The organism is Marinilactibacillus psychrotolerans, from assembly GCF_900101525.1.
In the GTDB taxonomy this organism is placed as follows: domain Bacteria; phylum Bacillota; class Bacilli; order Lactobacillales; family Carnobacteriaceae_A; genus Marinilactibacillus; species Marinilactibacillus psychrotolerans.
In genome coordinates, this window is sequence record NZ_FMZD01000012.1 from 72413 (window position 1) to 86203 (window position 13791).

Below are 13791 nucleotides of genomic sequence, written 5' to 3' on the forward strand. Positions count from 1 at the left end.
GGTATACTAAAAAATAAGAGATTTAACAGCGGAGGAAAAATGTGAAAGAAAAAATAATTATAATTGTGGGTCCTACAGCTGTGGGAAAGACAAATCTGAGCTTATCATTAGCCAAAAAATTTAATGGGGAAATTATTAGCGGAGATTCGATGCAGATTTATAAAGGGCTAGATATTGGTACTGCAAAAGCTACCAATGATGAAAGAAAAGAAGTGACACACTATTTAATAGATGAGATTGACCCTAGTGAAAACTATACGGTTGCTGATTTTAAATCTAAAGCAAAAAAATTAATCCATGATATAACAGCTAAGGGTAAAGTGCCGATTATTGTGGGTGGAACGGGTCTGTATATCGAATCACTTTTATATAACGTTTCACACGGTGGTCAAGCAAAGCCGAATCTAACTTATCGTAATAGTTTAGAAGCTTTTGCTGAGCAAAACGGAAAAGATAAACTTTGGGAGAAATTGCAGTCAATTGATCCGAAAGCAGCAGAATCAATTCACTATAATAACACGCGCAGAGTGATTCGTGCACTTGAAGTTTACCATTCTACTGGGCAATTATTCTCATCATTACAGATGGAAAAGAGTGAGAAAGAAAAACTATACGATGCTTATGTAGTTGGACTAACAACGGATCGTTCACTTTTGTATGAAAGAATCAACCAAAGAGTCGATCTTATGTTGAAGCAAGGACTGATTGAAGAAGTTAAAATATTGCTGGAAACAGTTCCTATAACAGCACAGAGTGTAAAAGGAATAGGCTATAAAGAATTCATCCCTTATTTTGAAAATTGTATTGATCTAGAATCAGCAACAGAACAAATTAAACAGAATTCGAGAAGATATGCCAAAAGACAGTTGACTTGGTTTAGAAATCGTCTAGAAATCAGTAGTTGGTGGGATTTAGTTCAAGTACCTGAACAACAGAAAGAATTAGAAAATAAAATAGAAAATTTTTTAAGGATGTGAGTATTTGTCAAACGAAGAACAATATGAAAAGGTCGTCGTTGTTGGGGTTCAAACTACAGAAACGGATAACCAGTTTCACTATTCTTTGGAAGAACTGAAGCAATTAGTTGAGAATGCCGGGGGTGAAGTAGTTGGAGAATTAACTCAAAAAAGAGAACGACAGGATGCAAAAACAGTTGTAGGTAAGGGTAAATTAACGGAACTAAAACACTTAAGTGAAGAGCTTTCAGCAACCACAATTGTCTTTAATCAAGAACTTTCACCTAGAAATGTTAGAAATATCCAAGAAGAAATAGAAGCAAAGGTAATTGATCGCATTCAAGTAATCTTGGATATTTTTGCTTTAAGGGCACAAAGTAAAGAGGGACGCTTGCAGGTGAAATTGGCGCAGCTTTCTTATCTATTACCAAGGCTAGCAGGTCAAGGTGTTAACATGTCGCGTTTAGGAGCTGGCATCGGGACTCGTGGGCCAGGTGAAACGAAGCTGGAGACGGATAGAAGGCATATTCAGAAACAAATGACTGATATCAGACATGAACTGAAGAAAACTGAAGCACATAGAGAACGAAGTAGAGAACAGCGAAAACAAAGCAATATATTCCAGATTGGGTTAATAGGCTATACCAATGCAGGAAAATCTACAATTTTAAATGTTACCACTGAGACATCTGCATTGGAAAAAAATCAATTGTTCGCTACTTTAGATCCGTTAACCAGACAAGTTGAATTCCCTTCTGGACTGCAAGCGACAATGACGGATACGGTAGGTTTCATCCAAGATCTGCCGACACAACTGATCGAAGCCTTTCAATCGACATTAGAAGAATCTAAAGCTGTTGATCTATTACTTCATGTTGTAGATGCCTCTGAAGACAATATCGCAGGTCATGAACAAACCGTTATTGAATTGTTAAAAGAACTAAATATGGATGAAATTCCTAGACTTACAGTTTACAATAAGAAAGACTTAATAAAAGGTGATTTCCAGCCTGGTCTGTATCCAAATATAGTCATTTCAGCTAGAGATGATGATGATATAGACAATTTATTTGAAGCGATCGAAAAAAGTATAAAAAAACAAATGATTCCTTATACAATAGAAATAGAAAGCGCTCGCGGGGATCTATTGATCCAGTTAAGAAATGAAACCATTATTGAAAGACAGTTATATGATGAAGAAAATCAAGTTTATTTTGTTGAAGGGTATACCCGAGAAAACTCAAGATGGAATAGAATGCATTAAATTGAATAAAAACTTAAAAAAGCTTATCACGAAGAGTAAAATCAACTCTTGCAGTGGTAAGTTTTTTAATATTTTAAATAGTTGTAAACCTACAATAAGACGGCATACTTGATTAATTAAATCTAGATTATTTGATAAACTAAAATGTTAAAAATTACTTAGCAAAATATATTGTAACAAAATTGTGTCAAGAAACTGAATACCTATATTATTTTATTCTATTTAATATATAAACTTTTAAGAACTCTTACCGATAGTAAACAAAGTAGAATAGGTATTCTTTAGAGATTAAAAATACGAATAAATGTGTATATGCATAATACACTGAAAAGGAGCGCGTTAAATTAATGGATAAAGTAAAGAAACAATGGGGAAATATAAAAGTGAATATAAATAAGATAAACTGGTCAAGATTTAAACCTTCCAAAGGTGGCACTGGTGTTCAACGAAACCATAAAAGTGTAAGATGGCCAATAACTATACTATTAACTATCGTTATGCTCGTACCTGTACTGACAGCCCTATTCTTTTCATACATACAAACTACGAAGATTATGACTGAACGAGTTGAAGCTCAAGAGGAGCAGATTACTTCAAACATCGTAAGTACAATTAACAATGCTACTGCAGCAGCAGAATCCACAGTCGAGAAACTCGCAATGGATAGCATATTAAACCAAGTATCTGCTGGCATAAGTGGAGCAGAGTCGCAATTAAGCTCTAGACTACAATACATTTCTTCTGGAAATCGATATATATCAGATGCCTATTATATTCCTATTGGAGAAGATCAAGATATTGTTACAACTAATACTTTATCTAATGCTGATGACCTGTCAGAACAATTACCTTGGTTGGAATCAGCGTCCACTTCAAATGGAATTCAGTGGTCTAAGCCATATACTTTAAATGGAAGTACTAGAATTGCAGTATCAAGACCATTATTCGGTGGACAAGCAGTTATTGGAGTCCTTGCAGTCGATTTAGATTTTGAGACAATAAAAAAAGATGTCGCGGAAGCTAAGATCGCTAATACAGGTTCTATTCAGATCTTTACGGATGAGGGAATAGTTCTTGCTTCTCCAGATACTTCTTTAATTGGAGAAAACCATAATGAAAAACCTTATTTCCAAACGATATCAAATCAAGAATCTGATTCAGACTCAGGAATCATTTATGATGACCAAGTAAATGGTGAGAAGTTTGGTCTATATTATGAAAAAGTTCCTAGTATAGGGCTAACTGTATTTGGTATGGTAAATGAAAATGAAATGAGTGAAGAAACAAGTGCCATCATAAAAACATTTATTACGATTATCCTAATTACGGTTATTCTAGCGGCTGTTATTTCCTACTTTGCTGCAGGAATTATTACTTCTATTGCAAATGCAATGATGAAGATCTTCGGTGAAGTTCGTCAAGGTAATCTAACTAATCGGTTAAAATATAAAGAGTTAGTGAATTTTAAAAATCCATTTGTGATGATTAAAAAGAAACGATCAAAAGATAGTCATCAAGCTAACTCAAGTAAAAATGATTTAGACCCTAAAGGAAACGAAATACACCAGATAGCTATTGCGTTCAATGAAACAATGGACACTTTTGAAAATACGATAACGACAATTCAAGGAAATAGTCAACATGTATCAGAAATGGCTGCTACGTTAACAGAGCTTTCTGATCAGACAAGTAGTGCTACATCAGAAGTAGCGCAGACAATCACAGGGGTCGCTGAAGCTACAAGTACACAAACAGAAGATACTGAGGAAACAGCAAATCAAATGAAAGATTTGTCTCAGGCATTAAATGAAATTAATGAAGCTGTCGGTACTATGGGCGGCCATGCTGATAATACAATGATTCTTAACGGTAACAATATTTTTGCTACACAAGATGTAGATCAAAACTGGAAAGAAACATTAGGCACGATGGATCAACTAAAAGATCAAATCAAAGAAGTGGATGGAGACATCCAAAATATTGAAGGAATTGTCAATGCAATCACCAATATAGCAAAGAAAACAAACTTACTTGCATTGAATGCTTCTATTGAAGCAGCAAGAGCTGGAGAAGCTGGAAGAGGCTTTGCTGTAGTCGCAGAAGAAATTAGAACCCTGGCAGAGCAAAGTGCTCAATCATCAAAAGATATTCAAAATATTATCCATACGGTTCAAAATAAATCTACGGATATGGTTAATCATTTAGAAGAGACTAATGAAGATAGTAAGGTACAAACCGAAAAAATTAGTGAGGCTTTATCAGCTTCTGAAAGTGTTGCAAGTTCATTAGAACAATTGGTAGCAAGTATGATCATCGTCATCCAATCATCTTCTGTAATCAATGAAAGAAAAGATCAAGTTGTATCTCAATTGGAAAATATTGCAGCTTCTGCTGAAGAAAATTCAGCTGGAACTGAAGAAGTATCGGCTAATGCTGAAGAAATCCTTGCCACTATGGAAGATTTCACTTCTCAAATTAAAAATCTAGAAGATGTTGCAATAACACTAAAACATTCTGCTGAACAATTTGAAATTAATCAAAAGCAAGAAAATAACTTTGATTCAAATGATGAAGATAATCTTTCAACAGAGTATGTATAAAAGAATGAGAAAAGAGGAATAGTCATGAATAAACATATTTTATTTCGTGTAGGCAATCAGATCTTTGCTATCCCGATATCCAGTACGGACCGAGTTGTTCATATTGAAAACTTAACGATTATACCTGACATGTCATCTCACATTATTGGTATACAAGATGTTGAAGGGACGATCACTCCACTAGTTGATTTAACTGAACGATTTTTTTCCGAAAAAATTCAGGATCTAAAAAAATCAGATACCATTATTGTTCATTGGAAAAATGAAAAAATCGGATTGACGGTTAATGAAGTACTATCGGTTGAAACATATTATGAAAATCAAATTTCAGACAAAGTTGATATGGAAAAAGTAGAAGGTATTCCTACATCATATATTTCAGCATTTGTTCAAACTGATGAGAAAATCATACCGATTCTAGACCCTCAACTATTGTTTGATGATGAACAAGCAAAAGAATTACAGGCATTGCTTAAAATAGAACAAATTAATGATGGACATTAGTCAAACGGAGGAAGAAGCCATGTCAGAACAAGTCAAGGTCGGGATATCAGATTATAAGATGTCAGAACCGCCTGACCAACTAGTGACAATAGGACTTGGCTCATGTGTGGGAATTGCATTATATGAACCCACTACTAAAGTCGGGGCGCTTATTCATATCATGCTTCCAGATAGCAAAGGATTTAAAGACACCACTAAATGGGAGAAATTTGCTGACTTGGCAATTCCCAAAGTAGCTGAAAAAATCTTTGAAAAAACTGGCAAAAAAAAATTAATTGCCAAGATTGCTGGAGGAGCTAGCATGTTCTCTTTTGGTTCTAAACCAGATTCCATGCAGATAGGAAAAAGAAATATTTCATCAGTAAAAGAAACCCTTAAAGCATTAAACATCCCCATTTTAGGAGATCATACGGGTGGAGAAATGGGGAGATCTATGTTTGTAGATTTAGAGACTTTTGAAGTCAAAATACGAATGGTCAATAGAGAATATCATATTTTGTAATAGAGTTATTAAATATTATTAGTAAAGGAAGCTGGACGATGTCGGTAAAAGTAATGGTTATAGATGACTCGGCATTGATGCGAAAAATCCTGAGTCATATGCTTCAGGAAATCGATAGAGTTAATGTATGTAAGGCTGTCAGAAGTGAGAAAGAAGCAGTAGCTGCAATAGAAAAAGAAGTACCAGATCTTATCTTTGTGGATGCTCAAATTCCAAATATAGAAGGATTTAAACTTTTAAAACAGATTAGTCATGAATACACGATTCCAACGATAATGATTTGCTCTCCAACTGACCAAAAAGAAATCACTTTAAGAGCATTAGAGTTGGGTGCACTAGATTTTGTCGTAAGACCCAATGATATTAATAAGAATTGGAACGTATTTAAAGAAAAATTAAAAAGTAAAATAAAAATTCATTTTTCAAATCAGTTTTATGCAGAACAGGTTGAACCGATGGTGAAACAAGATAAGAGTAAATTTCAGAAACCTGTTAAAGCTATCGTAATTGGGGCTTCAACTGGAGGTCCTAAAGCCATTATTGAAGTGATAAAAGATTTCCCAGCTTCAATTGGCGTTCCAGTCTTTATAGTTCAGCATATGCCTAAAGGGTTTACTGCTTCATTTGCTAATCGGTTAAATACGTTATCTAAATTAGAAGTAGTTGAAGCTAAAGACGGTGACAAAATTATTAAAGATAAAATCTACCTTGCTCCTGGTGGAATGCACATGGTTATAGAAGATCAGGAAATTAAGTTAAATGATGACGATAAAATTCATGGGGTAAAACCTGCTGTAGATTATTTATTTAATAGCGCAGCAAAAAAATATAAAAACCATTTAATCGGTGTAGTGCTGACTGGTATGGGATATGACGGCGCAATAGGCTGCCAATCTATAAAAGAAGAAAACGGCTATGTTATTACTCAAGATCAGGAAACTTCAGTAATTTACGGTATGCCAAGAAACGTCGAAGAAAAAGGCTTTTCAGACGAAGTAGCAAGTTTATACGATATTGGCAGTATTTTAAAAAAAATGATTGGGTGATTATATGTCCACACTAAATTTTGATTTTTTTTATGAATGGGTTTTATCAAACTTAAAAATCAACTTAAATGCATACAAAGAAAAACAATTGCAGCGTAGAATTGGTACAATTATGAAACAAGCAGGCGCAACTACATTAGAAGAGTATGCGACGATATTATCTGTTGATGAAACACTGAAAAAGCAATTTTTAGATTATATTACGATTAATGTTACAGAATTTTTCAGAAACAAAGATCTTTTTGATAATTTCGAATTAATGATCAATACCCATCTTTCTACTAAATTTGATAGTCTTAAAATTTGGAGTGCTGCTTGTTCTATAGGAGCAGAACCTTATTCATTAGCTATGATAGTGAAAAAGAATAATATCAAACTTCAGCAAAAAATAATAGCAACAGATATTGATCTAACCATTTTGGAGAGAGCCAAAAAAGGCTACTTTAAAGAAAATGAATTGAAAAATGTTTCTTTAGTCGATAAAGATACTTATTTTGATTTTAAAGACGGGTATTATACTATACAAAGTGATATAAAAAGCAAAGTACAGTTTAAACAACATGATCTAGTTCAAGGACGCTATGAACAAAATTTTCATGTTATTGTATGTAGAAATGTAACCATTTATTTTAAAAATGATATTAAAGATAAAATTTATCTAAAAATGGCAGACTCACTCGTTACGGGTGGTTTATTGTTTACAGGAGCAACAGAAACGATTTATCAACCTGAAAAGTATGGATTAAAGAAAATTGCTTCATTTATTTACGAGAAAGTAGAATAAAGAAATAAAAGGGGGATTCGAACATGGATGACAACAGTGCTTACCGTGATCTGTTTTTTGAAGAAACAGATTCGAATTTGGAAATATTAAACGAAGAAGTTTTAAGATTAGAGCAGAATCCTGAAGATACAGAGATCATTGATTCGATATTCCGTTCTGCACATACTTTAAAGGGTATGGCAGCTACAATGGGATATAATACGATGGCGAAATTGACTCACTCAGTCGAAAATGTATTTGAACTATTTAAGTCAAAAAAAGCAAAAGTCGATACTGAAACAGTTTCACTGGTTTTTGATTGTTTAGATACACTAACAGACATCGTAGAAGCACTGCGAGCCGATGAGAGTGATGAACTTGATATAGCTAACCTTGTATCACGTTTAGAAAATGTGGCCAATCAAAAAAATACTGAAGCAGCCTATGTGGAAACAACAACTGAGACAAAGTCAAAAGAAATTGATTTAGTTTTATCTAACTTGGAAGAATCGGATTTTACAGTAATTAATCAAGCAGAACAGACTGACTATCAAGCCTATGTTATAACGGTAAAAGTAGATAGTGACAGTTTTATGAAAGCAGCTCGTGCGTTTTTAGTTATGAATAAGTTAGAACAAGAAGGGGATATTATCTATACGGAACCTTCTGCAGATAAAATCGAAGAAGGAGATTTTGAAGATTATTTTAAAATGATCTTGTTAAGCAAACTTGATCAATCAGATATCAAAAATAATATCCTTGAGACCAGTGAAATTGATGAAGTTCAGATTGCGATTTTTGATAAGACTCAGTCACTTCGATCAGATAAAAAGGTTCCTGTTGAAGCGGAAGTTTCTAATGAGACTGACAAAGTTAAAGATAAAAGTCAGGATGTTTCAAAAAAAGAGACGCCGAAGAAATCTATTTCTAAACAGACAATTCGTGTAGATTTAACGAGATTAGATCAATTTATGAATCTGGTTTCAGAACTTGTTATTCATAGAACGCGGTTAGAAGATCTATCAGAAAAAGAAAAACTGCTTGAACTTTCTGAACCTCTTACAGAAGTAGGAAGAATTACAACAGAGTTACAGGAATTAGTCCTACAGCTGCGTATGCAACCTTTCAATGTTGTTCTACAGCGTTTCCCAAGAATGCTTAGAGACTTAGCTAATGAGCTAGGAAAAGAGATTCAGTTAGTAACAGAGGGGGAAGATACAGAATTAGACCGTACAGTCATTTCTGAAATTGGAGAACCTTTGATTCACTTGTTGAGAAACTCAGCTGATCACGGCATTGAAATGCCTGATGAACGAGAAAGACTAGGGAAACCAAGGCTTGGTACTGTTAAATTGGCTGCTTATCCTGAAGGGAACCGAGTAGTTGTCACCTTGTCAGATGATGGTAAAGGATTAAATCCTGAATATATAAAAGCAAGTGCTGAGAAGAAAGGCGTTTCTACACTTGGATTATCAGATGAAGAAATTCAGCAACTGATTTTCCATCCGGGATTTTCTACAGCAGCAAAAGTAACGGGTATCTCCGGTCGAGGCGTCGGTATGGACGCGGTTAAAGAAAAAATCTCCAGTCTAAATGGAACCATAGAAACCGTTAGTGAAGTTGGAAAAGGAACAACGTTCAAAATTATTCTACCGTTGACTTTATCAATCATTCAAGCATTGTTGGTCCGAACAGGTGGAGAAACCTTTGCACTACCTCAAGCGATTATAGACAAGGTGAATCGATTCGATGAAGAAGAAGCGATTCAAGTCCACCAAGGAGAAGTATACAAATATAAGGATACTACGATACCCATTACGCGCTTAACAAATGCTTTGAATTTAGATGATTCAAACTATACTTCACCGCATATTATCATTGTTTCGATCGGCGATGAAAAACATGGTCTAGTAGTTGATGAACTGGTGCAACAGAAAGAAATTGTAATTAAAAAGTTAGGTAAAGAATTAGGAGTGATGAAGCAGTTCCTTGGAGCGACCATTATGGGTGATGGAAGTATTAGTTTAATTCTTGATTTGACTTCTATCTGTAAAGGAAGAAAGGAAGCAAAACAATGACTCAAGATGGACACTTGTTTCGCTTAGATGCTTTACAAGAGATCATCAATATTGGTGGTGGAAATGCGGCAACCAGTTTATCAAAATTAATTGAACGAAAAGTTGAAATGGAAGTTCCGACACTCGAGATCATGGAATATGATCAAATCTATCAAAAAATAAGAAAAGAAGACGAAGTCGTAAAAGCAGTTTTAATGAATCTTATTGGAGATGAAGAATATGGTGTTTTTCTATTCGTAGTCAATCCGAAAAACGCTGAAAAACTTGCGCAGATGATTACGCCTAGTGGTGTAGAGCTAACTAATGAACTTATAGATTCTGCGGTTAGTGAAATCGTTAATATTTTAGTTCATTCTTTCATGACCGCTATTATGAAAATCATTGCTATAAAAATGGTATCTACTGTACCCATAATGGCTGAAGATATGTTTGGTTCAATTATTAGTAGCGTTTATATGGAACAAGAACAATATGATCAACAAATTTTAATAATAAAAAATGAATATTACAGTCTTGGACACAAAATTGAAGGAAGTTTATATTTTGTACCTAAGCCTGGTGTGTTAGAATTATTATTGCAACAACTTGGATTATAGATTGGAAGGGGAAAAATTAAAAATGGCAAAACGTGTATTGATCGTTGATGATGCAGCATTCATGAGAATCAAATTAAAGGATATTTTAGAAAAAAATGGTTATGAGGTTGCAGCAGAAGCTCAAAATGGAATTGAAGCTGTAGAAAAATATAAAGAAACTCAACCCGATTTAGTTACTATGGATATCACAATGCCGGAAAAAGATGGCGTAGAAGCATTAAAAGAAATAAAAAGTCAATATCCTAATGCAGTTGTGTTAATGTGTTCTGCTATGGGACAACAATCTATGGTTATGGATGCTATTCGTGCCGGTGCTATTGACTTTATTGTTAAACCATTCGATACTGAACGTGTCATTAAAGCGTTAGATAAAGCTAGTCAATAATAAACTAAAACGGTGAAGATGTGAAAGTCGAAAAATTGTCACACCTACACCGTTTTAAATTACGTATAATAAGGAGAGACGAGTTATGCAGATCATCGTGTTTCGTCTAGGAGAAAGAACTTATGGATTCTCCACTGATAGAGTTGAAGAAATAACAACCACGCTTACTTCCACACCTGTACCCCAGTCACCTGACTGGACAGTTGGATTAGTCAATTTAAGAGGGCAAGTGATGACACTTGTTGACTTAGACGTTTTGCTGAACGAATCAGATTCTTCAAGTGATGAATGGTATAAAAATACAATCATCATCCATACTGAAGAAAATCCTATCGCTTTAAAAGTAGGACCTGTAATCGGAGTAAGTGATGTTTTAGAAGAACAGTTACAAGCAAGTGGGGAAGAAGAATCTATAATTTCTGGATATATATCAGTGAACGATGATATTGTTAGTATCATCGATTTAGACCAGATCTTTAAGGAGAAAGAGGAAGTATAGTGAGCCAACAAGTCCTATCACAACAAGAAATTGATGCGTTGTTAGGTGCGATAGACAGTGGCGAGATCGATACAGAACAGATGGTAGAGGAACTGGATTCCCCTAAAGTAAAGCCGTACGATTTTCGTCGTCCCGTTCGCCTGTCTAAAGAATATCTATCAACTATTACGATGATATTTGAAGACTTCGCAAAGTTAGCAGTCAATTTATTGTCTACTCAGTTAAGAAAACCCGTGGATATTAAGATTGCAGCGATTGAGCAGGTTTCGTTTGATGAATTTGTCCATTCCGTACCTAGCTTTACACTTATGGGTATTTTTCAAAGCAAACCGCTTAATGGAATGCAGATTATCGAAATTAATCCTCAGTTTAGTCTACAAATGATTGAATTACTATGCGGATATAATGAAGTTACAGAAGAAGCTTCTGTAACTGAAAAAACTAGTTTCACGGATATTGAAAGAGCTATTCTAGAAGATATTACTAAATCGTTTCTTCGTTCTTTTGAAACAGCCTGGAAAGAAATCGTAGAAATGTCTGTAGAATTAGAGTATACAGAAACAAATCCACAATTACTTCAGACTATGTCACCTAATGAACCTGTATTGCTTGTGACCTTCTCAGTAGGACTTGATCAGCAAAAAACGTTCATTAACATGTGTGTACCTTACATATTTTTTGAAGAAATTCTGGATAAATTAAGTTTTAAAAATTGGTTCCATTCTGGAAAAGAATTTGATTCGTCAGAAAGAGGCCAATTATCTAAAAATCTAGATCATGTGCCTGTTAATCTAGAAGTATTGCTTGGTGAATCTCAGATGACGATTTCGGACTTTTTAGAGATGGAAGAAGGCGATATTATTCAATTGAATGATAAAACTTCTAAACCTTTGACGATGTATATTGAAGATAGACCATACTATAAAGTTAAACCTGGAATGATTGAAGATAACCTTGCAGTTGAAGTATTAAAGTTTATGGGAGGAGAGAGTGCAGATGAGTAGCGGACAATTATCACAAGAAGAGATAGATGCGATGTTGAATGGTACTGGCCCAGCAACAACTACTGAAGAAGAGTCAGTAACTGAAACAATAGATCCTGATGATCAAGTTAGTCAGAATATAAAAGATATTCTCGGAGAAGTAGGAAATATTTCTATGTCTCAAGCGGCTACTACTCTTTCTCAATTATTAAATCGTACGATTAAAATTACTACACCTAAAGTATCTGGTGTTACTTTAAAACAGATCTTAGATGAATGTGAAGTACCAAAAGTCGTAACGACGATTGGTTTCAAAGAAGGTCTAGTAGGTAATAATATATTGATGATTGATGTTGAAGATGCCATTATCATTGCGGATTTAATGATGGGGAACGATGGAAAAAATGTTGAAGGAAAAGAATTTACTGAACTTGAATTAAGTGCAGTAGCGGAAGCGATGAATCAGATGATGGGTTCTGCTTCTACAGCAATGGCTACGATGTTTAATAAAAAAATTGACATTCTGCCACCAGAAGTAGAAATGTGGAATAGTCCCGAAGAAGCAACTATAGAAAATATTACAGATAAGAATTTGATTTGTAAAACTTCTTTTCATTTAAGTGTTGAGGGATTACTTGAAAGTGAAATTATGCAGATCTTGCCGATGGAAACAGCTAATGAAATTGTTGATATCATGCTTGGGGATGAAGCTGAAGTATTGCAAGGACGAGATACGGATGATACCGAAAAAGTATCGGCTTCAGAACAACGTCAAGAGACTGAAGCTAAACCAACAACTAAGAAAGCTCCAGAACCCGAACCAGTAAGCGTCCAGAAGCCTCAATTCCAAGAGTTGGAACCAAATGGAATGAAATCAGCGCCTCGTAATTTGGATCTTATTATGGATGTGCCGTTAGATTTCAGTGTTGTGCTCGGTAAAAGTAAAAAAACCATTAGAGATATACTTTCACTTGGTACTGGATCTGTAGTAGAACTAGATAAAATGACGGATGAACCTCTTGAAATCTATGTTAATGGGAAATTGATTGCAGAAGGTGAAGTTGTAGTAATTAATGAAAGCTTTGGTATCCGTATTACAAATATTTTAAGTAAAGAACAGCGAATTAGCCACTTGAAGTAAATAAATGACGATAAAGGCATCGGTATTGACCGGTGCTTTTATTGTACTTTAATCGTAGATCGATTTGCTTTATAATATAAAAGCTAACTTAATTTCAAAATTACCTTAACAATTAATAGACTATACCGATAGTAAATTTGTAGGAGAGAGCGTCAAGAAGTTTGTGTAAATAAAAAGTTCCTTCTGTAAAAAACTTATCTTTCTTCTAGTTCTCCAAACATTTCCCAAAGTTCTGCTTCAGCTTGTTGAAAACCGCGGTGGCTTCGAGTTAAAAATTTCTGGTTGTACAGATCAAAATTTGAGACTAAAAAGCGATCCATAGATTCTTCATTTTGAAATTGCTCTTTACGCCGACTGTATTTTTTAATTTGTTTGTTAAAAGACTCAATCAAATTAGTGGAGTACAAGCTTCTTCGGATTGAAGCGGGAAAGTCATAAAAGGTCAGTAAGCTATCGTTCTCTAAAATAGATTTG

The 13791-nt window shown here is 34.5% G+C and carries 14 protein-coding genes; 13 read left to right on the plus strand and 1 reads right to left on the minus strand.

The genetic code is table 11. The features are described 5' to 3' along the window. Positions 1 to 41: 41 nt before the first annotated feature. From miaA to fliY, 13 genes are all read left to right on the plus strand, one after another. On the plus strand, positions 42 to 977 hold the full coding sequence (gene miaA / locus BLT22_RS07925; protein WP_091762286.1) for a tRNA (adenosine(37)-N6)-dimethylallyltransferase MiaA: 936 nt from the start codon (positions 42 to 44) through the stop codon (positions 975 to 977). Between the two features lie 4 nt (positions 978 to 981). Beyond that, positions 982 to 2220: a GTPase HflX gene (gene hflX / locus BLT22_RS07930; RefSeq protein ID WP_091762289.1), complete on the plus strand. Its 1239-nt coding sequence runs from the start codon at positions 982 to 984 to the stop codon at positions 2218 to 2220. Between the two features lie 347 nt (positions 2221 to 2567). Beyond that, on the plus strand, positions 2568 to 4820 hold the full coding sequence (locus tag BLT22_RS07935; protein ID WP_091762291.1) for a methyl-accepting chemotaxis protein: 2253 nt from the start codon (positions 2568 to 2570) through the stop codon (positions 4818 to 4820). A gap of 24 nt (positions 4821 to 4844) precedes the next feature. After that, on the plus strand, positions 4845 to 5324 hold the full coding sequence (locus BLT22_RS07940) for a chemotaxis protein CheW (RefSeq protein ID WP_091762293.1): 480 nt from the start codon (positions 4845 to 4847) through the stop codon (positions 5322 to 5324). A 19-nt stretch (positions 5325 to 5343) separates the two neighbouring features. Continuing rightward, positions 5344 to 5826, plus strand: a complete 483-nt coding sequence (locus tag BLT22_RS07945) for a chemotaxis protein CheD (protein ID WP_091762295.1) — start codon at positions 5344 to 5346, stop codon at positions 5824 to 5826. Positions 5827 to 5864: 38 nt separating this feature from the next. Then, positions 5865 to 6872, plus strand: coding sequence for a chemotaxis-specific protein-glutamate methyltransferase CheB (gene cheB, locus BLT22_RS07950; RefSeq protein WP_091762297.1), 1008 nt, complete (start codon positions 5865 to 5867; stop codon positions 6870 to 6872). Between the two features lie 4 nt (positions 6873 to 6876). Next, positions 6877 to 7656 carry a CheR family methyltransferase gene (locus tag BLT22_RS07955; RefSeq protein WP_091762299.1) on the plus strand — a complete coding sequence of 260 codons (780 nt, stop codon included), beginning with the start codon at positions 6877 to 6879 and terminating at the stop codon, positions 7654 to 7656. Positions 7657 to 7679: 23 nt separating this feature from the next. Beyond that, positions 7680 to 9713, plus strand: a complete 2034-nt coding sequence (locus BLT22_RS07960) for a chemotaxis protein CheA (protein WP_091762301.1) — start codon at positions 7680 to 7682, stop codon at positions 9711 to 9713. Then, positions 9710 to 10309: a chemotaxis protein CheC gene (locus BLT22_RS07965; RefSeq protein ID WP_091762303.1), complete on the plus strand. Its 600-nt coding sequence runs from the start codon at positions 9710 to 9712 to the stop codon at positions 10307 to 10309. Before BLT22_RS07960 ends, BLT22_RS07965 begins: the two co-directional genes overlap by 4 nt. Positions 10310 to 10331: 22 nt before the next feature. Next, complete coding sequence (locus BLT22_RS07970) at positions 10332 to 10694, plus strand: response regulator (protein WP_091762306.1); 363 nt, start codon at positions 10332 to 10334, stop codon at positions 10692 to 10694. 85 nt (positions 10695 to 10779) lie between these two features. Further along, on the plus strand, positions 10780 to 11193 hold the full coding sequence (locus BLT22_RS07975) for a chemotaxis protein CheW (protein WP_091762307.1): 414 nt from the start codon (positions 10780 to 10782) through the stop codon (positions 11191 to 11193). Continuing rightward, a complete protein-coding gene (gene fliM / locus BLT22_RS07980) occupies positions 11193 to 12197 on the plus strand; it encodes a flagellar motor switch protein FliM (RefSeq protein WP_091762309.1) in 1005 nt (334 codons plus the stop codon). The genes BLT22_RS07975 and fliM overlap by 1 nt, the downstream gene beginning before the upstream one ends. Further along, complete coding sequence (fliY, locus tag BLT22_RS07985) at positions 12190 to 13317, plus strand: flagellar motor switch phosphatase FliY (protein WP_091762311.1); 1128 nt, start codon at positions 12190 to 12192, stop codon at positions 13315 to 13317. The genes fliM and fliY overlap by 8 nt, the downstream gene beginning before the upstream one ends. A gap of 194 nt (positions 13318 to 13511) precedes the next feature. On the opposite strand, the gene BLT22_RS07990 is transcribed toward fliY, so the two are convergent. After that, a partial coding sequence (locus BLT22_RS07990) for a transposase (protein WP_143020620.1) occupies positions 13512 to 13791 on the minus strand: 280 nt, incomplete at its 5' end.

What these genes read in the sequence shown, in the direction of transcription:
- BLT22_RS07935 (WP_091762291.1), top strand. Translation starts at nt 2,568, where the DNA reads ATGGATAAAGTAAAGAAACAATGGGGAAATATAAAAGTGAATATAAAT.
- BLT22_RS07940 (WP_091762293.1), top strand. Translation starts at nt 4,845, where the DNA reads ATGAATAAACATATTTTATTTCGTGTAGGCAATCAGATCTTTGCTATC.
- BLT22_RS07945 (WP_091762295.1), top strand. Translation starts at nt 5,344, where the DNA reads ATGTCAGAACAAGTCAAGGTCGGGATATCAGATTATAAGATGTCAGAA.
- cheB (WP_091762297.1), top strand. Translation starts at nt 5,865, where the DNA reads ATGTCGGTAAAAGTAATGGTTATAGATGACTCGGCATTGATGCGAAAA.
- BLT22_RS07955 (WP_091762299.1), top strand. Translation starts at nt 6,877, where the DNA reads ATGTCCACACTAAATTTTGATTTTTTTTATGAATGGGTTTTATCAAAC.
- BLT22_RS07960 (WP_091762301.1), top strand. Translation starts at nt 7,680, where the DNA reads ATGGATGACAACAGTGCTTACCGTGATCTGTTTTTTGAAGAAACAGAT.
- BLT22_RS07965 (WP_091762303.1), top strand. Translation starts at nt 9,710, where the DNA reads ATGACTCAAGATGGACACTTGTTTCGCTTAGATGCTTTACAAGAGATC.
- BLT22_RS07970 (WP_091762306.1), top strand. Translation starts at nt 10,332, where the DNA reads ATGGCAAAACGTGTATTGATCGTTGATGATGCAGCATTCATGAGAATC.
- BLT22_RS07975 (WP_091762307.1), top strand. Translation starts at nt 10,780, where the DNA reads ATGCAGATCATCGTGTTTCGTCTAGGAGAAAGAACTTATGGATTCTCC.
- fliY (WP_091762311.1), top strand. Translation starts at nt 12,190, where the DNA reads ATGAGTAGCGGACAATTATCACAAGAAGAGATAGATGCGATGTTGAAT.